Source organism: Leptolyngbya sp. CCY15150 (genome assembly GCF_016888135.1).
Classification (GTDB): Bacteria; Cyanobacteriota; Cyanobacteriia; order RECH01; family RECH01; genus RECH01.
Genome location: NZ_JACSWB010000278.1, coordinates 234,047 through 260,873 on the forward strand (window position 1 = coordinate 234,047; position 26,827 = coordinate 260,873).

20 protein-coding genes are annotated in these 26,827 nt (G+C 52.2%); 14 read left to right on the top strand and 6 right to left on the bottom strand.

Features of this window, described 5'->3' with window-relative positions:
• Positions 1–204: 204 nt before the first annotated feature.
• The 5 genes from JUJ53_RS21580 to JUJ53_RS24875 all read left to right on the top strand — a co-directional run bounded on the left by JUJ53_RS21580 (position 205) and on the right by JUJ53_RS24875 (position 6,469).
• Complete coding sequence (locus tag JUJ53_RS21580) at positions 205–2,055, top strand: hypothetical protein (RefSeq protein WP_204154084.1); 1,851 nt, start codon at positions 205–207, stop codon at positions 2,053–2,055.
• 62 nt (positions 2,056–2,117) lie between these two features.
• Positions 2,118–2,705, top strand: coding sequence for a chromophore lyase CpcT/CpeT (locus tag JUJ53_RS21585; RefSeq protein WP_204154085.1), 588 nt, complete (start codon positions 2,118–2,120; stop codon positions 2,703–2,705).
• A gap of 384 nt (positions 2,706–3,089) precedes the next feature.
• On the top strand, positions 3,090–4,007 hold the full coding sequence (locus JUJ53_RS21590) for a hypothetical protein (protein ID WP_204154086.1): 918 nt from the start codon (positions 3,090–3,092) through the stop codon (positions 4,005–4,007).
• A 274-nt stretch (positions 4,008–4,281) separates the two neighbouring features.
• Positions 4,282–4,857: a DUF2854 domain-containing protein gene (locus tag JUJ53_RS21595; RefSeq protein ID WP_204154087.1), complete on the top strand. Its 576-nt coding sequence runs from the start codon at positions 4,282–4,284 to the stop codon at positions 4,855–4,857.
• A gap of 541 nt (positions 4,858–5,398) precedes the next feature.
• Positions 5,399–6,469: a helix-turn-helix domain-containing protein gene (locus tag JUJ53_RS24875; RefSeq protein WP_204154088.1), complete on the top strand. Its 1,071-nt coding sequence runs from the start codon at positions 5,399–5,401 to the stop codon at positions 6,467–6,469.
• Positions 6,470–6,579: 110 nt separating this feature from the next.
• Here JUJ53_RS24875 and JUJ53_RS21605 read toward each other — a convergent pair whose 3' ends face one another.
• A complete protein-coding gene (locus JUJ53_RS21605) occupies positions 6,580–7,113 on the bottom strand; it encodes a hypothetical protein (protein WP_204154089.1) in 534 nt (177 codons plus the stop codon).
• Positions 7,114–7,789: 676 nt separating this feature from the next.
• Here JUJ53_RS21605 and JUJ53_RS21610 point away from each other — a divergent pair.
• Positions 7,790–9,724: an iron uptake porin gene (locus JUJ53_RS21610; protein WP_204154090.1), complete on the top strand. Its 1,935-nt coding sequence runs from the start codon at positions 7,790–7,792 to the stop codon at positions 9,722–9,724.
• 500 nt (positions 9,725–10,224) lie between these two features.
• Positions 10,225–12,462, top strand: a complete 2,238-nt coding sequence (locus JUJ53_RS21615) for a hypothetical protein (protein ID WP_204154091.1) — start codon at positions 10,225–10,227, stop codon at positions 12,460–12,462.
• Between the two features lie 145 nt (positions 12,463–12,607).
• Here the strand turns inward: JUJ53_RS21615 and trpB are convergent, their stop codons facing one another.
• The 4 genes from trpB to JUJ53_RS21635 all read right to left on the bottom strand — a co-directional run bounded on the left by trpB (position 12,608) and on the right by JUJ53_RS21635 (position 15,947).
• Complete coding sequence (gene trpB, locus JUJ53_RS21620) at positions 12,608–13,822, bottom strand: tryptophan synthase subunit beta (RefSeq protein WP_204154179.1); 1,215 nt, start codon at positions 13,820–13,822, stop codon at positions 12,608–12,610.
• Between the two features lie 126 nt (positions 13,823–13,948).
• The gene (locus tag JUJ53_RS21625) at positions 13,949–14,482 is read right to left on the bottom strand and encodes a hypothetical protein (RefSeq protein ID WP_204154092.1); all 534 of its coding nucleotides are present in this window, start codon (positions 14,480–14,482) and stop codon (positions 13,949–13,951) included.
• 418 nt (positions 14,483–14,900) lie between these two features.
• Positions 14,901–15,206 (bottom strand): hypothetical protein, encoded by a 306-nt coding sequence (locus JUJ53_RS21630; protein ID WP_204154093.1) that lies wholly within the window; start codon positions 15,204–15,206, stop codon positions 14,901–14,903.
• Between the two features lie 537 nt (positions 15,207–15,743).
• Positions 15,744–15,947: a hypothetical protein gene (locus JUJ53_RS21635; RefSeq protein ID WP_204154094.1), complete on the bottom strand. Its 204-nt coding sequence runs from the start codon at positions 15,945–15,947 to the stop codon at positions 15,744–15,746.
• A 1,086-nt stretch (positions 15,948–17,033) separates the two neighbouring features.
• Between JUJ53_RS21635 and rpsL the strand changes: the two genes are divergently transcribed.
• The 7 genes from rpsL to stpA all read left to right on the top strand — a co-directional run bounded on the left by rpsL (position 17,034) and on the right by stpA (position 24,581).
• Positions 17,034–17,411, top strand: a complete 378-nt coding sequence (gene rpsL / locus JUJ53_RS21640; RefSeq protein ID WP_204154095.1) for a 30S ribosomal protein S12 — start codon at positions 17,034–17,036, stop codon at positions 17,409–17,411.
• Positions 17,412–17,749: 338 nt separating this feature from the next.
• Positions 17,750–18,220: a 30S ribosomal protein S7 gene (rpsG, locus tag JUJ53_RS21645; protein WP_204154096.1), complete on the top strand. Its 471-nt coding sequence runs from the start codon at positions 17,750–17,752 to the stop codon at positions 18,218–18,220.
• Between the two features lie 124 nt (positions 18,221–18,344).
• On the top strand, positions 18,345–20,420 hold the full coding sequence (fusA, locus tag JUJ53_RS21650; RefSeq protein WP_204154097.1) for an elongation factor G: 2,076 nt from the start codon (positions 18,345–18,347) through the stop codon (positions 20,418–20,420).
• A gap of 27 nt (positions 20,421–20,447) precedes the next feature.
• Entirely contained in the window at positions 20,448–21,677 is a 1,230-nt protein-coding gene (gene tuf / locus JUJ53_RS21655; protein WP_204154098.1) for an elongation factor Tu, read from the top strand.
• Between the two features lie 204 nt (positions 21,678–21,881).
• Positions 21,882–22,199: a 30S ribosomal protein S10 gene (rpsJ, locus tag JUJ53_RS21660; protein ID WP_204154099.1), complete on the top strand. Its 318-nt coding sequence runs from the start codon at positions 21,882–21,884 to the stop codon at positions 22,197–22,199.
• Between the two features lie 153 nt (positions 22,200–22,352).
• Positions 22,353–22,994 carry an LON peptidase substrate-binding domain-containing protein gene (locus JUJ53_RS21665; protein WP_204154100.1) on the top strand — a complete coding sequence of 214 codons (642 nt, stop codon included), beginning with the start codon at positions 22,353–22,355 and terminating at the stop codon, positions 22,992–22,994.
• 219 nt (positions 22,995–23,213) lie between these two features.
• Positions 23,214–24,581, top strand: coding sequence for a glucosylglycerol 3-phosphatase (gene stpA, locus JUJ53_RS21670; RefSeq protein WP_204154101.1), 1,368 nt, complete (start codon positions 23,214–23,216; stop codon positions 24,579–24,581).
• A gap of 52 nt (positions 24,582–24,633) precedes the next feature.
• On the opposite strand, the gene JUJ53_RS21675 is transcribed toward stpA, so the two are convergent.
• Positions 24,634–26,820: a PAS domain S-box protein gene (locus JUJ53_RS21675; RefSeq protein ID WP_204154102.1), complete on the bottom strand. Its 2,187-nt coding sequence runs from the start codon at positions 26,818–26,820 to the stop codon at positions 24,634–24,636.
• Positions 26,821–26,827 lie beyond the last annotated feature (7 nt).

Below are 26,827 nucleotides of genomic sequence, written 5' to 3' on the forward strand. Positions count from 1 at the left end.
GTACAATGGCGTCACCGGTGGAGCTATCAAGCCAGATGGGCCGTCCAAGTGGTAAAACTGATGTGACGTGCGATCGCCCTGTGATTGAGACCGACGCTGTTGTAAGACCGATCAAGCCAAGATGCTCTTGGTCTGCCGTCTGTTCCAGCCCTCGGCGCGATCGCCCACCCTTTTGCCGAGTCGTCTCATCCTGCTTCAACCACCATGCTTGCTGCCCGACTGCACCACTTCCTGGCCTCTCCCACCGCCAAATCTGAAGGGAACCGAGTCTTTTGGTTCACCCTCGGGCTGGTCTTTTCGCTGCTATTTTCCTATCTGGCCCTGAAAGAAGCCTTTGCCGGCGACTACATTGTGCAAGATGATGCGCGGCAGCATGTGTTTTGGATGCAGCGCTACCTCGATCCGGCGTTATTTCCAGGCGATCGCATTGCTGACTATTTCCAATCCGTCGCGCCCTATGGCTACAAAGCCCTCTACCGCATCTTGATGGCGGGCGATATCAGCCCTTGGTGGATTCATAAGCTGTTGCCCCTGGTCTTAGGCCTGATCAGCACCTGCTACTGCTTCGGCATCGCCATGCAAATCTTGCCCGTGCCCATGGCGGGCTTCTTGGCCACGCTGCTGCTCAACCAAAGCCTATGGATGAAGGATGACCTGATTTCCGCCACGCCCCGCGCCTTTGTCTATCCTGTCTTCCTGGCCTTTTTGTTCTACCTCTTGCGGCGATCGCTCCTCGGTACGGCACTTGCGGCTGTCTTGGTGGGCCTGTTCTATCCGCAATATAGCTTGATTGTGATTGGGCTTTTGGTGCTGAAACTTCTGCGCTGGCAGCCCTCCCCTACTGCCACCAACTGGACGCGCTATGTACCCGTGCGACTGGTGAGCGATCGCCCTGGGTATTGGATCTACGGCGTGGCCCTAGGCTTATCTATTGCCATTTTGGCGCTCTACGCCTCCAGCAATTCTGACTTTGACCCGGTGATCAGCGCGACCAGCACCCGTGAATGGCCAGAACTTTTGCCTGGTGGACGCTCTACCTTTTTCTACCCCAATCCCCTAGAGTTCTACTTCACCGGACAGCGTAGCGGCTTATTAGATGTCGGTCTTGTCCGTCCTGCCAGTCTCCTCTTTGCCCTGGCCCTGCCTGCTCTGCTCAAGTGGCGCGCCAACTTCCCGCTCACAGCGCGACTCACTAAAAAACTCTGGCTGTTGCCGCAGATCCTGGGCGTCTCGGTCTTTTGGTTTATCGCTGCCCATGCCACCCTCTTTCGGCTACACCTCCCCACCCGCTACACCGAACATACCTGGCGGATTGTCTTCGCCTTGGCAGCCGCGATCGCCCTGGCCATTCTCGTCGATCGCCTGTTTCAATTTTGGGAACCCACCCAGCCCCCAGCTCCCGTTGCGGTTCAGTGGGGCGGTATGTTCTTGATGGGAGCGATCGCTGTGTTGATCGTCATCTATCCCCGCTTTGTGGTTGATTTTCCTAGCACGAAATATAAAGTCGGCGAGGCACCGGAACTGTATGAGTTTGTGCGCCAACAGCCCCTGAATACCCTGGTGGCATCTCTCAGTGAGGAGGCGGACAATCTGCCGAGTTTTTCCCAGCGTTCGATCTTAGTGGGGCGAGAATATGCCATTCCCTACCACTGGGGCTACTACGGCGAGTTTCGCGATCGCGCCACGGCCCTGATCAATGCCCAGTACACCCCTGAGTTGCAGGCCGTCAAAGACTTTATCGAAACCTACGACATCACCCTGTGGTTGCTCGATCCCAACGCGTTTCAGCCAGGCTACGTGAGAGAGGGTTGGTTCAACCAATATCAACCGCCCACCGAACGCGCCCTGCAGTATTTGCTGGAAGGTACCGTCCCTGCCCTAACTCGCCTGCCCGATACCTGCACCGTGTTGACCGCTAACCGAATGCAGCTTCTTGATGCTGCTTGTATTTTGCAACTGGAAGCGCTGGAACCCTTAGAGACAGAGGAGGATGCAGATCCAGAAGCAGAGACAGAGTCTGAGGACAGCGAGGACGACGATGCAGCCGATGCTTAGGCTGGCTCATCGTTGCCGACCGATATATTGCCCACCTAACCCTTGTCTTGATGGGGCTACCCATGCATGAATCTCCAGCGTTGCTTAACCTCGCCCAGTGGTTGGCGGGCGAGTACGAAAACCCAGTCCAATCCCGCGATCAGCCCATCTGGTTTGTGCATCTCCGCCTGTGGTATCGACCCGTGCCCCAGCGGATTGCTGGCAAGCTGGCTCTGTTTGCCGAACAGGCACCTATCCTCAAGCCAGAGCAAGCCTATCGCCAGCGGGTGCTGACGCTGTGGGACGGCCCAGAGGGGCTAAAGGGCAACTATTGGGCTATGCGGCAGCCCGATCGCTGGCGTACGGCTGGGGCTAATGGTGACCTACTGCGATCGCTCTCGGAGGATGATCTAGAGCTGCTCCCCGGCTGTTGCTTGGATATTCAATCCCAAGGCGATCGCTTCATGGGTGCGCTTGAACCCGGTGCCCGCTGCTGTTTTGACTATGCAGGGCAGACCCGACAGGTGGTTTTGGGCTTTGAAGTCTATCGCGATCGCCTCCTCAGTTTCGATCGTGGTGTGGATCCAGAAACCGGGAAGGGGTTGTGGGGAGCCTTGATGGGCCCCTACGAGTTTCAGAAATGTCGCGATTTTGCTAGTGACTGGCGCTGAATGGCATGAATGGATAGCCTGATCGCCGTCGAACTCGCGGTGGGCGTAACCCCTTGGGCTAAAGAGATGTTAAAGAACATCGAGAAATGTGAGGGAAGTTCACCGCTCTCTGGAGAGGTGCGATAAAAATAATGAAGATGATCCAAGGATCAAGAACTATCAAATCCAGTTAGACAGACTATTGATGTAGGGCTCGGGCCATATCCGGACGTTGTGTCCCCCGTAGTAAGGGAACGGCGAAGCCAAGGATCGAAGGCAGTTCCAGCCATGCCCCTGCAACCGGATTTGATATCAGGATAGCTAGAGAACGAGGACGTCCTGCACGGATTGGGTGCCTCGTGTTGATCACCCTAAGCGGCCGGTGCTGTCATGGATTCATGGACGATGTCTAGCCATACCCTCATACCGGAAACGACGGGACAAACCTCGTCTTCCTCCCTCCATGACCAGGTTCAGATTGCCTTGGCGATCGCCGATGAGACCTTGCTCAAATCGCTGCTGCTCAACTGCACCCCTCCCATTGCCCAGCCCCACTTTCTAGGGTCAGCCATTTCCCGCATTGGCATTCCCACCCCCGACGGGCGATCGGTGGATGGCGTTATTCAGTTTGAGCTGGTGCATTGCCGTTTGGCCGAGTCCCAAGATGACATTGAACGCCAGTTTGCCATCCGGGGCGATCGCGATCGCCGTGAACGTCACTATGCCCAGATCACCCGCTGCGAATCGGAAACCCAAATTCTGGGGCAGAGTATTTCCCTGGCCCAAGCCCTAGGTCTGCTCACTCAAGCGGGCTTTCAGTTTGACCAAGTGCAAACGATCCTCAACCTACCCCATGAAGCTTGTCATAAATCATGGTGGTATATGCTCGATGCCCATGGGCACTTTTCGCTGCCCTTCCGCCGCGTTCTGCGCACCCGCCGCTATGCAGACGGCACCTTTACCCTGAACTATAAGGATCATTTCCTTCAGGACAAGCCGCCCTGCTTCACCAGTCGCCACGAGCAGGTGTTGATTGAAATCAAGTCGCCCCGCCAAGGCTTTAGCAAAACCCTAGAGAAAATCAATCGCCACCGCGAACAGCTTGGCATCCATGCCGCTATTTTAATTAGCCATGCCATGGGCGATCTGGAAGCCCAAGGGTTTATCAGCCAAGGCGTCAGCGTCTATGCCGCCCAAGATTTTTTGCTGCCCACCCGTGCCGACTGTCAGCACTGTGCCAATGACGCCTGTCCTCTGCAAGGCAATGGTCAATCTCCGGTGCGCTCCTGCCAACAGTTTTGCCTCAACGGGCAGGTGTGTTAGGAACCTAGGATGACCGATTGGGCAGGCGATCGCTCTTCCCCACCTACGATCCCTGTATGAACATGATCTCTGAATGAACGGGGGGCGATCGCGTCCGTCTCGTACCGAAGCAAGCGATAATAGATTGATATAGATGCAAAAGCTAAAGCCTCGACAGCACCGTAGCGGTCGTTGGGGCTGGGGTCTAGGCAGGAGCGATCGCGCCTTGATCGATCGGTAGCTCTGCTGTCAGCCATGGATTGCGACCAGACATTATGGAGTGGATTTCAGGGGTATGCTAGGCAAAACCTCACTAGGTAGTATCGGACTTGTGATTGGCGGCATTCTATCCGTCATAGGATTCACCGCGTACTTTTTCTCAGACAATGCCACCTTAAACCTAGTTGGTTTTTTCTACGGTATTCCTATTCTTCTCGGTGGTTTTGCCCTAAAAGCAGCGGAGCTGAAGCCGGCACCGTTTGCTGAACCCACCACTCCTCAAGTGCTGCAACTGCGGGAGCAGAAAGCCACCGCCACCCAAAACCAAATCCGCAAAGATGTGACCCGCTATCGCTATGGTCAGGAAGTCCATCTCGATACGTCCCTCGAACGCTTAGATCTATGCCCCTCCGATGAGGAACGCCCTGTTTTGATTGGGGTGCGGGAAGCCGATGTTGAGGGCGAATATGCGTTGGTTCTACAGTTTTTATCGCCGCTGATTTCCCTAGAGCTATGGCTGGAAAGACGGGAGAAAATTGAGCGGTTCTTTGGCCCCGGCATCCGGGTTGAGGTCACCCAGACCCAGGATGAATACGTTGAAGTGTCGTTGATTACCACTGCTTCCACAGCTCCCTTGTCCAGCGCTGCTTAGGGATTCTCGGAGATTCCCGGCCATTATTCAAGTCTGCGTAAATCTATTGAGGCGATCGCTTAAACCAGCAGCGATCGCCTTTGTTGTTGAGCGTCATCGCTTCGATGTTGCATCTTGAGCGCGAATATTCCATCCATGAGCAACTCTTGTCATTTGTCATCGTTAATCTTCCGGAATTTTGCTGAGCTTCACGAAAACCTTACTGAAGCAGCGCAGCGCGATCGCGGATCTGTTGTAGATCATGATGACCTTCTAGCCAGCAACCGTGTAGAGCCTCACTCAGGGGCGATCGCCGTCTCAGGAATTAGAACCAAAGTCTCTTCCTGACAGGCTTGAAGCAATCCCACCGTCGGTTTGAAATCCATCCTGATAGATAGACAACTCCGCGTATGGTCTAAGCGTATAGCTGTGTGAGGAATCATGAGCATGACACGCATGGGTGTTGCTCGATTTGCTCAATGCGATTGACTTAAGCACGGAGATGATGGATATGGTAGCAGCAACAGTATCGCGTGTTCAGGAGAATCATCTGGACGTCGTTGTGCCCCAAACAGAGTTGAAAGCCTTGTTTCGTCAAGCGGAGCAAGAACTATATCGCAGTAAGGCATTTCGCCAGGCCTTGAAGGCCTTACAGCGGGAAACCGAAGAGCTGTCTGAAATTCAAGGTTCCTTGCAACAGGCCTGCAAAGAGGCTATCCGTCTTACGCTGCGACAGGTTTTTGTTGCCTCTAAGGATTTGTTGGAACAGGTGGTGAAAGGGCAGTCGGTGGCAGAGGAGCCCAGTCTAGCGATCGCTCCCGTTGTTTCCCTACCCGATCCAGGTTCACAGGCGGAGCCGGACGTTGGAGACGATGAGGAAGATTCGATGCTCGATCCATTTCCGCTCCTAAAGCAGGCTGCCGAAACCACCCATCTGTCCACGCCTATCAAGCCCATCAAAGCATTGGCTACCCCAGCCTCGTCACGGCTGCGGGCCAAGAACGCTCAGCAGGCCCAGCAGGTGCAACTGGAGCGCAAGGAAAAGCATAATCAAATCTTGACGCAACTGGGGCAAGAGCTGAAGCAGATGCGCGAACGGCGATCGCTCTCGGTGGCAGAACTGCATCAGCGCACCCTGGTACCCATGCACCATATTCACGCCATTGAATCGGGCCAGGTTGAGCGCCTACCGGAAGACATCTATGTGCGCGGCTTTGTTCGCCAAATTGGAGATGCGCTTGATTTAGACGGGGCAGCGATCGCCCGCTTGCTGCCCTCCAGCGCCGATTTGGTCAATCCTGTGCCTTCCTGGTATCACGAGGAAGAGCAGAGCGCCCTGCATCCCATGCATCTGTATGTGGGCTATACTGCGCTGATTGCTGGCACCATGGGCAGCTTGGTGTGGATGAATCAGCAGCCCTTCGATCCCATGGCGTTTCAGCAAGATTTTGAATGGCTGAATGTGTTCCAGGTTTCCGATCGCCATTCCGCCGATGCCTTTGAAGTTACGCCCATTCCAAATATGACCGGCGTTGATGCGATCGCCCCGCCCGATCGTTCTGCTCCCGAGTCGTCGTCCTTTAATACACCAGCCTTTGTGCAATCGTCAGAAGCATCTCCCGTATCGCGCTAGGCTGCTGACGGCTAGGTTGCTCACACCATGGGTTTGCTCTCCTCCATGGGTTTGATGCCATGGAGGAGTTCCACGTTGGCTCTTATCAGGTTGGCTCTCATCAGCTCCAACTAGGCTATGGGACGGGCCTCGGGTTCGAGTAAACAGACCCGGTAAAACAAATCCTGATAGGCGATCGCAAAGTCATCGAGGGCTTGCAGCGAGAGCTTATTGGCTAAATCTAAGACCTCGTTGGGATCATCGGTTTCACGAAAAATACTGAAATATCGCGTCCCGATTTGCAGGGCCGGAACAGGTTTATCCAAATCGGGTACGCGAACCAACGTCTGTTGATACTGAGCGGGCGACGATAGCATTTGGCACGCCGGTACTAACTTCAAGGCTGCCGCCTGGGTAGGCTTGGGCGATCGCACTGGCGTAGCTTCATGCTCCCAAATCCATATTTGATGGCCCTTGGGTGCTCCAATCACCACCATGTGATCTCCACGCTCTCCCAGCTTAAACACCATCTTCAGGACTGTTTCAGCATCTGTCACCACCTTAAAAAAGCTGTAATATTGCCCATCAAGGGACACCGCCGCAATATGGCGTTCAAAATCGGGGACATGCACCCGACAGGCTCGATATTGTTGACGTGAGGTCAAAAACTTACACACACCAGATTCCACGGGTTGATTCATCTCAATTAATCGTCACAGTTCTAACACAGCAGGCTCAGCCCATGAACTCTGTTCATTCCAGTCCACTTCAGTACCTGGCTCGACTTGGTCAATAAGACATGAATCTTGACATAATTCATGCTTACGTCGATCGATGATCGCACACAGCTTAGTTCAATCGCGTAGGGTCTAGGCGATCGCCCCCAGCCCCAAACCCACGATCGTTGATGGATGGCATGGTGGCATAGATCCTTGGCTGCGACTAGGATCTACGGGTCTCGTCTTCCATGGGCCAACGCGCACCATGCGGGATGCTTCTTACCAGTCCACTTTAATTGTAAAGATCTGTCAGTCGTTTATGACACAACATTAATTCCGGCAGAGGGGGAACTTTTCTGATAAAACAAAGTCGTGGGTGTCCTAGGCCGTCCCATACTTTCCTTAGACATGTGGATCAGTGGGCAGTGGGCAAACATTGCACGCACTAGTATGATGGACTCACTCAAATTCTCGCCTGACGGTCTGTGGTGATGAGAGATTGACGTCATCAGTGGTGCACCACCCAACGCTACCGAGCGATCGTACAGTTTTGTGAGGAGATTGAACATTGATAGCATTATCATTCGCCTTGAAGTTTTTTCGGTTCAACCATTCAGCACCTATGCTGCTCGGGCTACTCGCGGCAGCCATTGGGGGGCTGACCGTTGGAGTTCCCACTGCCCAAGCATCTTCTGATGTCTTGCCATCCAGTTCTGAAGCTAATGTGACGGAAGCGATCGCTGATCCTCTATCCTCGCTTGAGGTTGATCCGATCACGGATGTTGCTGATGCTGATACGACTGTTGATACGACTGATACGACAGAAGCGATCGCCGATCCTCTGGCATCCCTTGAGGTTGGCTCTGGTTCTGAAGCTGAAGCCGCTGATCTCACCCTTGCTGATGAAGCATCGGTGGATTCAACCTCTGTCAATCGTCTAGCGGATGCTGAGACGGATGTAGAGCTAGCCGATAGCCAACCTGACGACTTTCAGCTCGATGACGCTGCTCTACTGCCTGAGGATGTAGACGCGCTCACGGTTCTTGAGATTCACGAAATCGGCATCGACCAAGACAGCATGGCTCAGGTTACCTCCGTAACCCAGCTATCCGATGTACGTCCCACCGATTGGGCTTACCAAGCGTTGCTAGGGCTCATTGAGCGGTATGGATGTATCGCCGGATATCCTGATGGCACCTTTCGTGGCAACCAACCCCTGAGCCGGTATGAGTTTGCCGCCGGCCTCAATGCCTGCCTGGAAAGTGCAGCTCTCACTATTTCCCCCGATGATGCAGACACGTTCTCTCGCCTTCAGCAAGACTTTGCAGGTGAGTTGGCTAGTTTGCGTGGACGGGTCGATTCCTTAGAAGCTCGGGTCTCGACGCTAGAGGCTAACCAGTTTTCCACCACCTCGAAGCTCTTTGGGCAAGTTGTGGTTGGGGTGCAGGGACGCAACGACTATGAGTTTTCCCAGTTTCGAGATGTGCTGGACAATGAAAGCGAACCTAACCTCGTTACCAATGTTCAGCTCAACCTACTCACTCAGTTTGATTCCCGCAGTATTCTCCTCATCGGTATGCAGGGTGGCGATGGCAACACCAGCAATACGCCTGGGCTCAGCGACTTTACGCGCCTAGCCTACGAAGGTGATACCGATAACGATATTGAACTCAGCGACATTAGCTTCCGGCACCTGCTGACCCGAGATATCGCTCTGATCGTTGGGCCGCGGGGTGTCAACGCCGTCAACACCTTCCGGGGTATCAACCGGGTTGAAAGTGCTGGGTTTGGGCCTCTGTCGCGTTTTGCTCAGCGTAACCCCATTATCGGCATTGGCTCTGGCGGTGGTGGCGTGGGTCTGGATTGGCAGCTTGCTAACTGGGCTAGCTTCCAAGCCGTCTATTCGTCGAGTTCCGCATCCGATCCTAACAATGGATTTTTTGGTGGAGATAACGGCATCACAACCATCGGTGGACAGTTGGTGCTATCTCCTAGCCGAGATATTGATATCTCGGTGCAATATCTCAATTCCTACTCACCCTTTGGTCGTCTCTTTAGTGGCGTAGGTGATGACCAGGTTGCTGTCATTGACGGGTTAACGGGGCGTGCTCCTATTCAAACCAATGCCTTTGGTACAACCCTGGAATGGCGAGTGGCAGAATCCCTCACCGCAGGTGGCTGGGTTGGCTACACGAACTCGAACCTGCTTGGGGAAAGCGGAGATATCGAAACGTTCAACTGGATGGCATTCCTAAACTTCCCTGATTTCTTGGGTGAAGGCAACTTGGCTGGCATCTATGTGGGACAACCACCGAAGATTACCTCTAGCAACCTGCCGCTGAACCGCAATATTCCGTCTTTGATTAATGAAGGAGAATTTCCTTCTGGGGAAGGCGGTCAACCCTCCACCACAACGCATGTGGAAGCGTTTTATCGCTGGCGGGTGAGTGACAACATCTCCGTGACGCCTGGGTTTATCTTGCTCTTTAACCCAGGACACAATTCTGACAACGACACCATCTTTATTGGCGCGTTGCGCACAACGTTTACGTTCTAGGATTCGTGCAGACTCAGAGAGTACGGATCTATGCAGGCGATCGCACTCATTTATTAAGGGCGATCGCTTGTTTGCAGGAACTATTGACGTCGGGGTGCAGTCTTGGGGGTTAGGTTTACCACGATCTTTTAAGGAGATCGGGCGATCGCCTACCATGCCCCCTGTGCCTATCGCACCTTGTTGATATTGCATCTATTACGACTTTGATCTTCATCTTTCACGACGGGCCCCCTCCAGTCCGGATGATTGTTCAAGATCTACAAAAATTGACATTCTCGTGCCTGATGTCCAAGGACAGCTTTCAACTGGATGACCCCTTGTACATAGGTCTTGATGTATTGGCCCCACTATCACTCTCTTGAGTCTGTAGCATCCCCACGACTGGATGGTTCACATGATTTGATGCACTCAATGTCTGCATTCTTTGTGAATCACAACTGCACATGGTCACGCTGACGATTGAGTTCACCTGTTTTTTATACCGCAAAGGAACAACTTGCATGAAAAAGAGTCACACGACACCCTATTTCTTGGGTCTAGGGTTACTGGCTGGCAGCCTAGCGATCGCTCCAGTCGCAAATGCACAAATTCAGGTTGAAGGTGGAGAAATTGGCGGGCAGGCCTCTTTCTTTGTGCCGGAAGTTGATCCAGAAGGCAACGTTCGTCTATTTGACGTTGGTATTCAAACCCTACGCCTTGAAACTACCAGCGGCGTTACAACGACCTCTATCTTTACGCCCGATGCCGCTGCCTTTGATGATGCCAACAGCGATGGCCTTCCCAACGCAGGGGATACCGGCACATTGCAGGGTGGCCTAACAGGTATTGCTTTCACCTCTGAAGGAACACCGGTTCCATTTAGCGGTCGCCCTACCCTGCTGAACTTCACGCTGGATAGCTTCGATACCAACATTGGGACTCTAGACGGTACCCTGCTGCGTCCAACTGAAGCTGGTACTGCCCCCTTAGTTTTCTTGCCTGGCATTGATAGCAATGCAATCACTTTAGTTGAAGACAGTGGCATCGAAAACATCGGTGGACAGCTTCAGCTTGGCGACTTTGAAGCATCTGTCGATGACGGGATTATTGCTCTTCCCTCTTCTTTCCAATTCCGTGAGAGCCTCAGCGAAGTTCCGGTTAACCTCACCCCCACCTTCCTGTCTCGCCGAGTCAAGTTTGAATTCTCCGGCAGTGATGTTATTCCGTCCGTAGGTACAGACTTCAACTTTTTGCCTGAGGAAGTTGCTGTTGATGATGATGATGATCTCGACGATGATCTCGATGATGATCTCGATGATGATCTCGATGATGACCTCGACGACGACCTTGACGATGATCTCGATGATGACCTCGACGATGACGATGATGATGATGACGATGATGTAGGTTTTATCCTCAATCAAGGCATTCGGTTCGTGGGAGCGGTTAATGACCGTTTCCGCATTCAGAGCATCGGAACGAGTAGCTCTCAGGAGTTTCAAATTCGTGGCGAGTTAGGTTCTGTCGATATCTCCATCGATACCGAAGATGCTGATATTAAGCGCGACGATGTTCTTTCAGAAACAGGTGTCACCTCCTACCGGATTCGTGGCGAAAGTGACGGGGTCTTTAATTTCTACAACTCGAACCTGTATGGTTTTGCCAGCACGGGCGAAAGTCGCACTGATTTCAAATTTGAGCAAGGCAGCGGCAGCGATCGCCTTCGTCTAGAAGGACGCAGCGAGGGCCCAGTCAGCTTCTATGCTTTTGCTGGTGCTCAAGATGTGTTGTTTGACTTTGACGAAGTGAACTTCACCGATGATACCGAGTTCATCTTCATCGATACCAGCACTGGTTCTGACTTTACGTGCAACTTCTGTGGCGCAAGTCTAGAAACCAACCGCCGCATTGTTGTTGAGAACAACGTTATCCAGGTTGGTCAGCCTATCACTGTGAGCGTGATCACGCCTCCACCAACACCGACAATTGTTGGACAACAAGGCAACTCGGTGACGGTTCAGACCTCTCAGGTGACAACCACGTCAATTACGTTCAATGTTGCGTCAAGTGTTGGTACTTCACTGTTTAGCCTATGCGGCCCCTCTGAAACTGCTATCTACCAATATGGTTACCTAGGAGGCTATCGGTACCTATCGTTCGCTAATCTGAGTACTCAGTACCAACAGGTTGCTACGAGTGGTACTCGTATTGAGGTTGTGAACCAAGGACGCGATCGCTACTATGTGGTGACTCGCCCTAGTTCTTCTCCTGGTTTAGGTCTGGGTCTAGGCCGTGAAGCTCTGGTTGCCTACCAACAAGTGGGCCCCAGCGGACGCATCTTCCCTGGGCTTGTCGGTCTACGTGAAATCGCTGTCGATGATCTTGACCTCGATGAGGATGAGTACGAAGTCGATGATGATCTAGATCTCGATGATGATCTGGATGACGACGATCTAGACGATGATCTGGATGACGATGACGACGACGATGATGATGATGATGACGACGACGAGGAAGATGGGGATGACGACCTAGATGATGATCTAGACGACGATCTCGATGATGACCTAGACGACGATCTCGATGATGACCTAGACGACGATCTCGATGATGATCTAGACGACGATCTCGATGATGACCTAGATGATGATCTCGATGATGATCTAGACGACGATCTCGATGATGACCTAGATGATGATCTCGACGACGACCTAGATGATGATCTCGACGATGACCTAGACGACGGTCTTGACAGCTAAGTCCCGGATCTAGTCGATATCCTCGGGAGCCGTGAAGCCCCCGAGGAGTCTCCCAAGTAAAAAACCGCGATCGCTCCTAGGGGCGATCGCGGTTTCTTGTAACGGCTTCAAACTAGGCAATAGGACGCAGGCTCATCGCATGAGTTTAGTCAAACTGCAGCTTCTTGGCCACGGTTTGTACATCCTTGTCTCCCCGGCCTGAACAGTTGATCACAATCCGAGGACTGCCTGACACCTGCGGACAAAGGGTTTCGAGGTAAGCGATCGCGTGGGCGGTTTCTAGCGCTGGAATGATCCCCTCCAGTTGCGAAAGCAGTTGCAGGGCATCTAGGGCCTGCTGATCGGTGACGCTGTAATATTCTGCCCGTCCTAATTGTTTTAGATAGCTATGCTCTGGGCCAACACCGGGATAGTCTAGACCAGCACTGATGGAATGGGCCTCGACGACTTGCCCATCCTCATCTTGCAGCAGGTAGCTCATGGCTCCATGCAACACACCAATGCGTCCTTGGGTGAGCGTAGCCGCATGTTTGTCGGTCTCCACACCTTCACCGGCAGCTTCCACCCCAATCAGGCGAACGGAGGGTTCTTCCACAAACTCGTGGAAAAGTCCCATGGCATTGGAGCCACCACCCACGCAGGCTAGGAGGATATCCGGCAAACCGTTCCACTTTTCTAAACACTGGGCACGGGTCTCTTCCCCGATCACCGCATGAAAGTCTCGCACCATCATGGGGTAGGGGTGGGGGCCAGCGACGGATCCTAGAATGTAGTGGGTGGTTTCAACGTTGGTCACCCAGTCGCGAATGGCTTCAGAGGTGGCATCTTTGAGGGTGCCGGTGCCCGCTTCCACAGGACGCACTTCTGCTCCCATCAAGCGCATCCGAAAGACGTTGAGGGCCTGGCGCTCCATGTCATGAACGCCCATATAGATGACGCAGTCTAGACCAAATCGAGCACAGACGGTTGCCGTTGCTACGCCATGCTGACCCGCTCCCGTTTCTGCAATAATCCGCTGTTTGCCCATCCGTTTGGCCAACAGCACTTGCCCCAAGGCATTGTTGATTTTGTGCGCACCCGTATGGTTAAGGTCTTCGCGCTTCAGATAAATCTGAGGGCCTGATCCGTCAGGGCGCTGGTAGTGCTGGGTGAGCCGCTCTGCAAAGTAGAGGGGGGTGGCTCGTCCGACATAGTCCCGCAATAATCCCTGCAGTTCCGATTGAAATGATGCATCGTCGCGGTATTGGTAAAATGCCTGTTCTAGCTCGCTGAGTGCGGGCATCAAGGTTTCGGGAACATACTTACCACCGAACTGGCCAAACCGACCCAAGGGATCAGGCCGCTGGGATAGAGGCGGCATGGTTGGGCGGTTGTCTGGGTTGGGATGAATAGGGGTGCGTGTCACAGAGCCTCAGCACGAATCAAAGGTACTTCCCCCATGATAGAGAAATTTCTTCCGCACTCCACGGCTGATTCAAAATTCCCCTCACATTTCTCCTGCACAACAGGACTCTAGGGGAGGCGATGATGGGGCGATCGCGGCAGGAGGTTCAGCAGAAGCGATCGCCCAAAATCGAACGGGATCGCTAGCCTGCTCTTCCAACAATGGTGCAAACTGCGATATTTTGCTCATCACCCGATCGGTCACCCATAGCACCAAGGGCACGGGCGGAGTCCCTGGATAGGTCTGGTACTCCAGCTCGAAGGCTAGCAAGACGCGGTTGAGAGCAGCGATCGCATCTAATCCTAAGATCATTAACGCGCCGTTGGCCGGATAGGTCATCCCTTGAGAATGCAGTTCTCCGTAGAGCGATCGCGTTGAGGCAGGTAGCTTAACTGCCTGCAGTGGCAGAGCGCAATGGGCACGCAATTTGCGAATAATGGCTCCATGCCAGCGAACATCGTTACAGCAGGCTAGGATGAGCGATCGCCGCTGCTGGCTCTTGTGCAGTAACGACGACAAGAGCTTCATTGATTGGCGATTGTGAAGGGCGATCGCCCCTGGCGAATAGTTCACCATAGTGCATGACCTCATCTTAAAATTGGGGGCTGGTCGATGATTGTTGGTTTCAATAGTTTCAATAGTTGGTTTTCAAGGGTATGCGCCACATGAACCCAACCAACAACATCCAACATGGATGGTCAATGAATGCAAAAAGGCGAAACCATTCACCTATGGATCGCCTGGGGTGTGCGATCGCGATGGAATGCTTCGCCTATGACCCGAGCCTTACGGAATAGCTCGACGTCAATTAGTTTTTAGATAGTGGCCAAGATGGCCGCCTCGTCTAACAATCACCATGATTAGAATGGCAACTTTATGCAAGACGGTCTCTTGGAAAGGAGTCAGGCTTGAGGTCTCAGGTATTCAATCCGTCATGGCATCTAGCACCTAAGACCTAGCTCCCAAACATGTCTTAACAGACAATGGCAGCTCATTATTTCTCAGAGTTAAAGGCAGTTACAGCCTTGTCAAACGTCACCGTTAAGTCCTTCCAAACGGTTTCAAGACCGGCCTGAACTTCCTCAACAGCGGACGCACTAGACTCTTGAAACTCAGTCAGTTTAGCCTGCATGGCCTGCTGCTTCGCCTGCAGTTCTTCCAACTGGTTGTTGTATTCAATCTTAGCATCAGCTTTGGCTTGATCGGCTTTGGCTCGAAGCTCATCAATTCGAGCGCTAAGCTTATCAAACTCAGCTTGTACCTTCTCTTGGTAGGCTTCTTTCTGGCTTAGCGTAGTCATAGGATTGACTCCTTTTTTCAACATCATGATTGTGAGGTTGCTCGGCTCATAACTCGTTCTTAGAAAAGCGATCGCTTTCTGAGGTTATGACCAAGAACCGGACTAATTGCTATAGATGCCCTGTAGCCCTAGTTGCCTTGGCAGAATCTCAATGAGTTATGTCACGAATGAACCTACTCTGATCTAACGTCAAGACCTATGGGTTTGTAATCTATCTTTTGCTGTATTATCAATCGCTTCATCTCATTCCTACGGAGGATTTATGGAGGATTTACGAGACAGATCAGGCGCTTGAAGTACAACGTGAGGAATCAAGTAGACACGATAGATCAAGGACTGACAGGAGTCATGACATTGGCTGATCCAAGACATGATCCCATTGCCTAAAGCCTCTAGTGCCTCTAGTACTCTGAGGCGGACGTAACCCGCCTAGTTGCTAAGGCAGGAAACCTTGTGCGTCCTGGATTCCTTTTCGTTGTTATGTCTTCGTTCTTCTACCTTGCGGCACTAGTCTCAAGCGATCGCCCTTTCGATTCACTAGCTCTGCCGATCGGTCAACAAATCACTCAATTGACTAACATCAATTCCCATATCCCGACAGGTATCTTGAAGCACGCGACCAAATTGATCGGTATTTTCTCCATAGCCACATTGCTGGGCTGCCACCTTTAATCCAAGCCTCGCATTGGCTTGAGCACAGGAAATTAAATCAACACCTTGAAGAGGTTTTAATGCTGCCATCGGTAGCATCTCCTAAACGAACATCAAATCATATACATTTCATCTACAAGCACATCTATAGGCAAGGCAAAAGCTGTGCCCAATCTTGGCTGCTTTTTGCTAAGAGGTTGCTAATAGTTGCTAACAGATTAAGTGAATTTCTTTCCCCTAACCTTAAACGATGCCTTCCAATCCTTCATCCACCCATAGGTTGAGGCACCTACGAACAGGGAGGTGATGAAGACCATGGAAATGAAGACCATGACAGCAATTCTCATGGTGACCAGTACTTGTCCAAGCCGCCCAATCCTGAACGAAACCATGAGCTTGTCCAACTCATCTAGTCATCCTGCTTTCAACAAGCTCGGGCAAGCGATATTGTTTCTGCGCTGAGCGTGGGAATGCTCTAGGTGTCGCTCCTGTCCCAGATCTAGCCGCAGGAGCGACAGAGATGGGTGTCACACGGGAGTGCTGGCACCATGCGATGACTGATCTCAACACGCTTGGGAAAGGTGTTCAACCTGAGAATGGCTGAGACTATGAAGCTGAGACTATGAAGTATGGAGAAGTATGGAATTGAGAGGCAGCCAGAAAAGAGCTAGGCTCATTGCTTAGATAGCCTCTAGCCCACAGCCCCTACGATCCGATGTGAGGCAGTCCGATGTGAGGATTAATACGTCGAGGGGCAAGACCCCTCACCCCGATGAACTCATAGAGCGCTAGCTTATATTCGTTAGGCGTTGGGCTAAACAGCCTTTTTCCATGCACTCTTCACGGTCATACCCGCTATCATGATAGAAGTAACCGCTTTGACTGTTTGGTTAGCCTATCTCGTTATCCTTCCGAACGTGTCTCGCTCACGCTAGCGTGGTGGACTACGTTCCCCATCGACCATCAACTCCGTTGTCTTGACAGTATTGATGCACAAGGCTTGTCTGCACCCTCATCACGCCGCTAGCCGTTGCAGTCTCACCCCTCACGTACGTCATAAGCGATCGCTTCTCCTCCAGCTAGAAAAAAGATTTGACATGAGCTGACTAATTTCAGTAAGATTAGGATTTGTTGAATCGCAATTACCAACCCTAATAGGACTGCTTCCAATCACTCATGCCGACTATTCAGCAACTCATTCGCAGCGAACGCCAAAAGGCTGTAAAGAAGACGAAGTCACCTGCCCTCAAGAGCTGCCCTCAGCGTCGAGGCGTTTGTACGCGCGTTTACACAACAACTCCTAAGAAGCCTAACTCAGCTCTGCGTAAAGTTGCGAGGGTTCGCCTAACATCGGGCTTTGAAGTAACTGCTTACATTCCTGGGATTGGGCATAACCTACAAGAGCACTCCGTCGTCATGATCCGGGGTGGTCGGGTTAAGGATCTGCCTGGTGTTCGCTATCACATCATTCGCGGCACCCTAGATGCGGCTGGCGTTAAAGATCGGCTACAGGGGCGCTCGAAGTATGGAACCAAGCGTCCTAAGCAAAAGTAGACAGCCTACCCTTCAGCCTCCCGCACAAACGATGGATGAAGGTGGTTGATGGCTTTGTGGCTCGCACTTAATATCTAGCTTTTCATGGGTCTAGTCGCTGCTTCATGGGCAGAGCATGGAGACATCCACGGCAGACCTTAATAGTGCTCCAGTTGATATCTAAGCGTTCTTCATGTCCCTCGCAGGCATCGCAAAGATTTAGAGAAATGAATGGCAGCAGTTTACAATGGCGATCGCCCTAGATGGGTTGCCTGCCCTGAATTCATTTTTTGTTAATCATTCACGCCCTCTTCTCTGTTTTAGTTCATTGCCTTCACTCTATATAGGTTGAATTCACAATGTCTCGTCGCACTGTCATTCAGAAGCGCCCCATTCCGGCTGATCCGGTTCACAACAGCCGTCTTGTCACCATGATGGCTCGGCGCATCATGTCCAGCGGAAAGAAATCTCTGGCCTACCGCATTATTTATGATGCCTTCCAGCTCATTCAAGAGCGCACCGGCAACGATCCCCTCGAAACCTTCGAAACCGCTGTTCGTAACGCAACTCCCCTCGTTGAAGTGAAGGCACGCCGGGTGGGTGGAGCTACTTATCAAGTTCCTATGGAAGTTCGTTCAGATCGGGGAACCGCTCTAGCGCTTCGCTGGCTCTCTCAGTTCTCTCGCCAACGCCCCGGCCGCACCATGGCAGGCAAGCTAGCCAATGAGCTCATGGATGCCGCCAACGAAACTGGGAACGCCATTCGCAAACGGGAAGAAACACATCGGATGGCCGAAGCGAACAAAGCGTTTGCCCACTATCGTTACTAAGAGCATGACTCAGTAAAGTTGTGGGATCAGTCCTACACTTTGTATAGTTACAAAAGTATAGAATTGAGAGGCTGAACCGTTTACTCAACCAACAAAACCGGGCAGAGAATTTAAGGAGGTAGCTGTGGCACGCTCGTTCCCGCTAGAAAAAATACGAAATATGGGAATTGCCGCACACATTGATGCTGGTAAAACAACGACTACAGAGAGAATTTTGTTCTACTCTGGCGTTGTCCATAAAATTGGGGAAGTTCATGAAGGCACCGCCGTCACGGACTGGATGGAGCAAGAGCGGGAGCGTGGCATCACCATCACGGCAGCAGCTATCACCACCCATTGGAACGATCACCAGATCAATATTATTGATACGCCGGGGCACGTTGATTTCACCATCGAAGTTGAACGCTCCATGCGTGTTCTAGATGGAGTTATTGCCGTCTTTTGCTCGGTAGGTGGAGTTCAGCCTCAGTCAGAAACCGTTTGGCGGCAAGCCGATCGCTATTCTGTGCCGCGCATTGCCTTCGTCAATAAGATGGATCGCACCGGCGCAAACTTCTACAAGGTCTACCAGCAAATTACGGATCGACTGCGGGCAAACGCCGTACCTATTCAGCTCCCCATTGGTAGTGAAGGCGAGTTTCGGGGCATTGTTGACCTCGTAACCATGAAAGCCTATCTTTATGCCAATGATTTAGGCACGGATATTCAGGAAACTGAGATCCCCGCTGAAGTCCAAGAGCTAGTCGATGAGTACCGAGGCAAGTTGATCGAGTCTGTTGCAGAAACAGACGACCATCTCACCGAAAAGTATTTGGACGGTGAAGACCTTACCCTAGATGAGATCAAGATGGCCTTGCGTCGGGGAACGATCGCCGGCACTCTGGTTCCAGTCATGTGCGGTTCTGCTTTCAAGAATAAGGGCGTGCAACTGCTGTTGGATGCTGTGGTGGATTACCTGCCATCGCCTTTGGAAGTTCCTCCGATTCAAGGCTTGCTGCCCGATGGCTCCACCACTGAACGGGTTGCCGATGATGATGCTCCCCTGTCTGCTCTTGCCTTCAAGATCATGGCGGATCCCTATGGGCGTTTAACATTCCTGCGGGTCTACTCAGGCGTTTTATCTAAGGGGAGTTATGTTTATAATTCTGCTAAGGGTAAGAAAGAGCGCATCTCTCGCTTGATTGTTCTTAAAGCAGACGATCGCATTGAGGTGGATGAGCTGCGTGCCGGAGATCTAGGGGCAGCACTGGGTCTCAAGGATACGTTTACTGGGGATACCATCTGCGACGAAGCCTCACCCATTGTTTTGGAATCGCTCTATGTTCCTGAGCCGGTCATTTCGGTTGCTGTGGAGCCGAAAACCAAACAGGACATGGAGAAGCTATCCAAAGCCCTACAGTCTCTGTCTGAGGAAGATCCGACCTTTCGAGTTGCGACTAACCCAGAGACTAACCAAACGGTGATTGCAGGCATGGGCGAGCTGCATCTGGAAATCCTAGTGGATCGGATGCTGCGCGAGTTCAAGGTCGAGGCTCATGTCGGCGCTCCGCAGGTTGCCTACCGCGAGACTATTCGTAAGGCAACCCAAGCAGAGGGCAAGTTCATTCGTCAGAGTGGCGGCAAGGGGCAGTATGGCCATGTGGTGATCGCCGTTGAGCCTGGTGAAACAGGATCTGGGTTCGAGTTTGTTTCTAAGATTGTCGGTGGTGCAATTCCAAGGGAATATGTTCCTGCGGCAGAGCAAGGCATCAAGGAAGCTTGCGAATCTGGGATTGTGGCTGGATATCCAGTCATTGATGTGAAGGTTACGCTGTTGGATGGGTCTTACCACGACGTGGATTCATCTGAGATGGCCTTCAAAATTGCTGGATCAATGGCGATTAAAGAAGCCGTTATGAAAGCATCTCCTGTGGTTTTAGAACCTATGATGAAGGTTGAGGTAGAAGTTCCAGACGACTTTTTGGGTACCGTCATTGGCGACCTCATTTCACGTCGTGGACATATCGAAGGGCAAAGCGCAGGAGATGGGCTAGCCAAGGTCACGGCTAAGGTTCCGTTGGAACGTATGTTTGGATATGCTACAGATATCCGATCCAATACCCAGGGTCGAGGCATATTCTCCATGGAATTTAGCCGCTACGAGGATGTACCTCAGAGTATTGCTGAGGTCATCATCGCAAAGAACAAAGGGAACGCATAACTTCAGAGAAAGAGGAATAGAAGACTCATGGCACGCGAAAAGTTCGAACGGAAAAAACCCCACGTCAACATCGGCACCATCGGTCACGTTGACCATGGTAAGACCACGTTGACGGCAGCTATCACCATGACCCTAGCATCCCTAGGTCAGGCGAAGGCTCGTAAGTATGACGAAATCGATGCGGCTCCCGAGGAAAAAGCTCGGGGGATCACCATCAACACCGCCCACGTGGAATATGAGACCGAAGAGCGTCACTATGCTCACGTGGACTGCCCAGGACACGCTGACTATGTGAAGAACATGATCACCGGGGCTGCTCAAATGGATGGTGCCATTCTGGTGGTATCTGCTGCCGATGGTCCTATGCCCCAAACCCGTGAGCACATCCTGCTAGCCAAGCAGGTGGGTGTACCTAACATCGTCGTGTTCTTGAACAAGCAAGACCAGGTTGATGATGAAGAGCTGCTCGAACTCGTTGAACTTGAAGTTCGCGAACTGCTCAGCTCCTACGACTTCCCCGGTGACGATATTCCCATCGTTTCTGGCTCGGCGTTGAAGGCTCTAGATGCAGCGATCGCTAACCCAACGGTGAAGAAAGGCGACGATCCTTGGATTGACAAAATCTATGCGCTCATGGACGAAGTGGATGCTTACATCCCCACCCCTGAGCGTGATATTGACAAGCCCTTCCTGATGGCGGTGGAAGACGTGTTCTCCATCACCGGTCGGGGTACTGTGGCAACCGGTCGGATCGAGCGTGGGAAGGTTAAGGTGGGCGACACCATCGAAATCATTGGTCTTCGCGACACCCGCAGCACCACCGTCACCGGGATCGAAATGTTCAAGAAGAGCCTAGAAGAAGGGATGGCGGGTGATAACGCCGGTGTTCTTCTCCGGGGGATTCAAAAGGTAGACATCGAGCGCGGTATGGTGCTGGCTAAGCCGGGTTCCATTACCCCTCACACCCAGTTTGAAGCTGAGGTGTATATCCTCAAGAAAGAAGAAGGTGGTCGTCACACGCCTTTCTTCCCTGGCTACAAGCCTCAGTTCTTCGTGCGTACCACGGACGTGACCGGGCAAATCAGCTCCTTTACCGCAGATGACGGTAGCGAAGCTGAAATGGTGATGCCGGGCGATCGCATCAAGATGAATGTTGAGCTGATCAGCCCGATCGCTATTGAGCAAGGGATGCGCTTCGCTATTCGTGAAGGTGGGCGGACTGTGGGTGCTGGCGTCGTCGCCAAGATCCTTAAGTAGCCCTGAGGATGTAATTGAGTAAGCTATCAGTCGCTCAAGGGCTTCTGGTAGCTTATGCTCGGTTGCCCATGATGATCACGGTTTCTGCTCCATCAGTCAGAACCTTGACAATACAGCAGCTAGCTTCCAAGGGTTGGGATGTCCTGACCAGGGTTGTTAGCGCACAATCATTCAAAGTTTGGCGTCCCTTTTAACAGCATTACTATGGCTACTATTCAGCAACAAAAGATTCGCATCCGCCTCAAAGCCTTCGATCGCCGTTTGCTTGATATGTCCTGCGAACGAATTGTAGACACGGCTAACCGCACCAACGCCACTGCCATTGGTCCGATTCCCCTGCCGACCAAGCGGAGAATTTACTGCGTCTTGCGATCGCCCCACGTTGACAAAGACTCGCGAGAGCACTTCGAAACCCGCACCCATCGGCGCATCATTGATATTTACCAACCGTCGTCTAAGACGATTGATGCCTTGATGAAGCTTGATCTACCCGCAGGTGTTGATATTGAAGTGAAGCTCTAAGCTAAGAGTCTAGATTTCCTGAAAAGGTTTTTAGCACTCCCATCAAAAGCCATAAGCCTTACGTTAGACTGAAAGGGACTGAGGTAACTCGTCCCTTTTTAGCTAGGTCGAGTTATGGCCAGCGCACATTGAAGCGGTCTTTAAGTTAGAGCAATGGCATTTTCATCATCGGTTGCAGTTCGTGAACTTCCATTATTTCCTCTGTCTGAGGTGGTGTTATTTCCAGGCAGACCGCTCCCGCTTCACATTTTTGAATTTCGCTATCGGATCATGATGAACACCATCTTGCAAGACGACCGACGGTTTGGCGTCTTGATGGTGGATCCTGCTGATGGCAAAGTTTCTAAGGTGGGCTGTTGTGCCGAAATTTTACAATGTGAGCGCCTACCTGACGATCGCATGATGGTACGAACTCTTGGGCAACAGCGTTTCCGCATTCTTGACTATGTGCGAGAGAAGCCCTACTACGTTGGTTTGGTGGAGTGGATTGATGACGAACCCTCTAGCCAGGATCTCAGCGGTCTAGCCATTCAGGTGGATCAAATGCTGCGGGATGTGGTCAAGCTATCGGCCAAGCTGATGGGGCAGACGGTGGATTTGCCGGATGATATTCCCACCAGTCCTTTAGAACTCTCCTATTGGATTGCCAGCAATTTGTATGGCGTAGCACCTGAGCAGCAGGCTCTGCTAGAACTCCAAAACACCATGGCCCGCCTAGAGCGAGAAGTGGAAATTCTCAGCTCCACTCGCAATCACTTGGCTGCCCGCACAGCATTAAAGGATGCTTTGGACTAGCTATCCCTCCAGTTCTATGGTTCTGAGATTCGACCCGTAAAAAGATCCTAGGTTGGTGTCTCCTGGATGCAGTAGGCGGTAGCCTAGCACTGGTAGACACCAACTTGGTACCTAGAAGTCTGCCCTCCGAGGTAGTAGATGTCATCATTCTTGCTAGGATAAATCGTCCTTGGTGTAAGCTGTTTAGCGTAGAGTCGTTGACCATACGCTCATTAAGCTATGACCCAATCTCCCCACATTTTGCTCCATGAGCCATCCTTATCTTTAAATGTTGACAAACTAGCGCAGGTCTTGGTGAATGTCGATAATATTCTGATTATTCAGGATTTGGATGGTGTTTGTATGGGGTTGGTGCAAGATCCCTTACGGCGCGTCATCCGTCGAGAATATGTCGAAGCTGCTGCTCTGTTCAGTCCTCATTTTTATGTTCTGACCAATGGTGAGCATATTGGGGCTAGGGGCGTGAACCGGATTGTAGAGCAAGCCTTTGGCTATGATTCTTACCTTAAGCGCCAAGGGCGCTACCTGCCTGGGTTGGCTGCTGGCGGAGTGCAGTGGCAGGATCAGTTCGGCCAGGTGGTTCATCCCGGCGTCAGCGATCGCGAACTTGATTTCCTGCACGCTGTTCCTCAGCAGATTGGCGATCGCCTGCATCAGTTTTTCAAGCATCATCCCGATGAGCTAGAGCCGGAACTGCTCCAGACTTGCATTGAAGCGGCGGTGTTGAACAATATTGCTTCGCCCACCGCGAACCTGAACCGATTTTATGAAGCCCTGCGCGATCGCCCTCAGGTCTATGCCAAGCTGCAAGCGGAGATGCAGGTGCTGATGACCCAATTGCTTGAACAGGCGCAGCAGCAGGGGCTAGGCGACTCTTTCTTTGTCCACTATGCTCCCAATTTAGGACGGGATGAGCAGGGGATAGAAATCATGCGTCCGGCGACAGATGATGATTCTGGGACAACCGACTTTCAGTTTATGCTGCGGGGTGCCTTGAAAGAGGCGGGCGTTTTGGCTATTTTGAACCATTATTATTACCAACGCACCGGCAGCTATCCACTCGGGGAAAGCTTTAATGCCCGTCAGGCTCCCCATCACCTCGATGACTTGGTCGCCTTAGTCAAACAAACCTTCGATCCGCTGCAGATGCCGGTGATGATTGGCGTAGGTGACACCGTCAACAGTCAGGTGCGGCAGCAGGATGGCCGTCAGATGGTTAGTCGCGGGGGGAGCGATCGCAATTTCCTATACTTGATCCAGACTATTGGCCAGGCGTTTCATCGGGGCAACATCGTCACCTATGTAGATAGCAGTCAAGGTGAGGTGAAAAATCGCCGCGCCGTGCAAGTGCAGCCTGCTTCCGAAAGTGGCGATCGCCCTGCCAAGGTGTTGCAAGGCCCCTGCGATCCTGAGGATCTGGATGATCCCCTCACCATTGATGTTGTTTTTGCTGAGGGGCATGACCAATACACCGCCCTCTTTCAGAAGGCCGCTCACATCCGCCACCATAATCAGAAAACGGCCCGCCAGCACCAGGGCATGGCTCCCAATTATTGGAACTGGATGGGCAGTGCTGCCAATGCCTAGGTTTACTCTGTTCTTAGCTGGGCTCCATGAGGTATGGATTCAGACAAATGGTTTACACCGGTGCTGGGGCAATGGGCAGAGCTACGGTGACCGTGGTGCCGGACTGGGCCGTGGATTCAATGGTGAGAGAAGCATGATGCGCTTCAATGATCCGCTTGGTGACGGCTAGACCTAGGCCATTACCTGAGGATTTAGTGGTAAAAAAGGGCTGGGTGAGCTTATCCAGCACCTCTGGCGGAATGGGTGGGCCGCCATTATGGACTTGCAGCCAGATGTGGGGCTGGGGCTCTGGAGAGGTGAGTACACAGGTGACGGTTGCTTGGGTATCCACGGCTTCGCAGGCGTTGTTAACCAGATTAATCACAACCTGTTTCAGCTTATCGCGATCGCCCTCAATCCAGATAGGTTCTGGCGCTGGCTGAAAGATAAGAACGCGATCGCAGACGATGGGTAAGCTACGCATGGAGTCCAGCACTTCGGTTAAGAATTGGTTGAGTTCTATGGGTTGGCGATCAAGCTGCTGTTCCTTGGCATAGAGTAAGATTTCATTAAGTAAGCGCTGCAGTCGATCGGATTCTTCTAGCGCCAACTGTAGGCGCAGGTGCGATCGCTCCGAGAGTTCATCCTTAGCTAAAGCATTCAAGCCCATCCAAACGGTGGTGAGAGGATTACGTACCTCATGGACAATCATTGCCGTCAGTTCGCCAATTTCTGCCAGACGGGCGCGGGCGGCCTCGGCCTGCTGACGTTCGGTAATATCTCTAGCTAGGGCAACAATGAGGCGGCGATCGCCAAATTCAAATAAACCAATACGCACTTCCACAGGAAAGGTACTGCCATCTTGACGACGATGTACCCCTTGCACCGTAACCGGATGGCTGGGGGTCAAATTATTCCAAAGCGCCTGCAGTTGCGATAAGGAAAGCGCCACCTGAATATCTGACACTGAGCGGTGTAACAGGTCTTCTCGGGTATAGCCGAGGTTATGGCAAGCTTGCTGATTGGCATCCACAATTTGCCCGTTGCGATCGACCACAAAGACCGCATCGGCAGCCTGCTCCACCAAGGCTCGAAAACGACGCTCACTGTCTCGCAGCGCTTCTTCCGTCTGCTTGCGTTCTGTGATGTCATTCATCACCGATAAAATGCAGTCTACCCCATGAATATCAATACGTTCTGCGGAATATAGAACTGTGCGCAACTGTCCTGCTCGCGTCTGCAACTGATACTCTTGGTTACGAATAATTGGGTTAGCCTCAAACAACTGGATCATCTGGCGGCGATCGCCCTCATCGCTCCAAACTCCTAAATCTACCGTTGTTTTCCCTAGCACTGCTTCAGCCTCTACATCTAGAAACTGTAGAAAGCTATCGTTTACCTCCAGCAACTGACCGTCTTCCATGCGGCTGAGCAGCACCGGGTTGGGACTGGAGCGAAAGGCTTTTTCAAATTTTTCTTCAGAAATCCGCAGGGCAGCCTCCGCCTGTTTTCGTTCAGCGATCGCGTCTAGCACTTGCTGAAACATGACCTCAAAGGCAGATATGACATCCCGCAGTTCGTCTAAATGCTTATAGGACGTTGATTCAAAGCGAGCCGGGGGGCGATCATCACGAATGGCCGATCCCGCCCTCAGCAAATCTTGACGCAGCCGCAGAATAGGGGAGATTAGGGTGGCGTCGAGAACAATAATGGTGGCAACGGTGACAAATACCGAAATAATCAGCACTAACCCAGCAATTCGCCAGATAAAGGCATAAATTTCCTGCTCCACCGTGGTGGTATCGTGGCGAATCATCAGGGCATACTGACCGTTGAACAGCGCCATTGGCCACACGGCATCGTAGCGGCGGAGCGATCGCTCTAGGCGGGCTCCGCGACCGTCAGCATTGATGGAGTCATAGTCCAACTGGGGCGTTTCTCCAAACTCACCGATTAACGTACCGTCTGCTCGGTAGAGAGCCCCACCCACCACCACCGGGTTTTCCTGGATACGGCTGATCTGGGCAAGTACCTGCTGGGGATCGTCGAGGTTGAGCGATCGCTGACGCAGCACCCCCGAGGATTCTGCCAGGGAAATGGTTTTGAGATAGTCCAAAAGTTCTTGCTCACGGCGGGAAACCGAGGGCACTAGGATGATCGCCTCAATGACGACAATGCTGCCAAACACCCACAGCACAATACGCCGTGATAGACGGGCTTGGAAGAGAAACCGGAGTCGTTGTAGTCGGTCTGACAGCATAGGAACG

What these genes read in the sequence shown, in the direction of transcription:
- JUJ53_RS21580 (WP_204154084.1), top strand. Translation starts at nt 205, where the DNA reads ATGCTTGCTGCCCGACTGCACCACTTCCTGGCCTCTCCCACCGCCAAA.
- JUJ53_RS21585 (WP_204154085.1), top strand. Translation starts at nt 2,118, where the DNA reads ATGCATGAATCTCCAGCGTTGCTTAACCTCGCCCAGTGGTTGGCGGGC.
- JUJ53_RS21590 (WP_204154086.1), top strand. Translation starts at nt 3,090, where the DNA reads ATGTCTAGCCATACCCTCATACCGGAAACGACGGGACAAACCTCGTCT.
- JUJ53_RS21595 (WP_204154087.1), top strand. Translation starts at nt 4,282, where the DNA reads ATGCTAGGCAAAACCTCACTAGGTAGTATCGGACTTGTGATTGGCGGC.
- JUJ53_RS21610 (WP_204154090.1), top strand. Translation starts at nt 7,790, where the DNA reads ATGCTGCTCGGGCTACTCGCGGCAGCCATTGGGGGGCTGACCGTTGGA.
- JUJ53_RS21615 (WP_204154091.1), top strand. Translation starts at nt 10,225, where the DNA reads ATGAAAAAGAGTCACACGACACCCTATTTCTTGGGTCTAGGGTTACTG.
- trpB (WP_204154179.1), bottom strand. Translation starts at nt 13,822, where the DNA reads ATGCCGCCTCTATCCCAGCGGCCTGATCCCTTGGGTCGGTTTGGCCAG.
- JUJ53_RS21625 (WP_204154092.1), bottom strand. Translation starts at nt 14,482, where the DNA reads ATGGTGAACTATTCGCCAGGGGCGATCGCCCTTCACAATCGCCAATCA.
- JUJ53_RS21630 (WP_204154093.1), bottom strand. Translation starts at nt 15,206, where the DNA reads ATGACTACGCTAAGCCAGAAAGAAGCCTACCAAGAGAAGGTACAAGCT.
- JUJ53_RS21635 (WP_204154094.1), bottom strand. Translation starts at nt 15,947, where the DNA reads ATGGCAGCATTAAAACCTCTTCAAGGTGTTGATTTAATTTCCTGTGCT.
- rpsL (WP_204154095.1), top strand. Translation starts at nt 17,034, where the DNA reads ATGCCGACTATTCAGCAACTCATTCGCAGCGAACGCCAAAAGGCTGTA.
- rpsG (WP_204154096.1), top strand. Translation starts at nt 17,750, where the DNA reads ATGTCTCGTCGCACTGTCATTCAGAAGCGCCCCATTCCGGCTGATCCG.
- tuf (WP_204154098.1), top strand. Translation starts at nt 20,448, where the DNA reads ATGGCACGCGAAAAGTTCGAACGGAAAAAACCCCACGTCAACATCGGC.
- rpsJ (WP_204154099.1), top strand. Translation starts at nt 21,882, where the DNA reads ATGGCTACTATTCAGCAACAAAAGATTCGCATCCGCCTCAAAGCCTTC.
- JUJ53_RS21665 (WP_204154100.1), top strand. Translation starts at nt 22,353, where the DNA reads ATGGCATTTTCATCATCGGTTGCAGTTCGTGAACTTCCATTATTTCCT.
- stpA (WP_204154101.1), top strand. Translation starts at nt 23,214, where the DNA reads ATGACCCAATCTCCCCACATTTTGCTCCATGAGCCATCCTTATCTTTA.
- JUJ53_RS21675 (WP_204154102.1), bottom strand. Translation starts at nt 26,820, where the DNA reads ATGCTGTCAGACCGACTACAACGACTCCGGTTTCTCTTCCAAGCCCGT.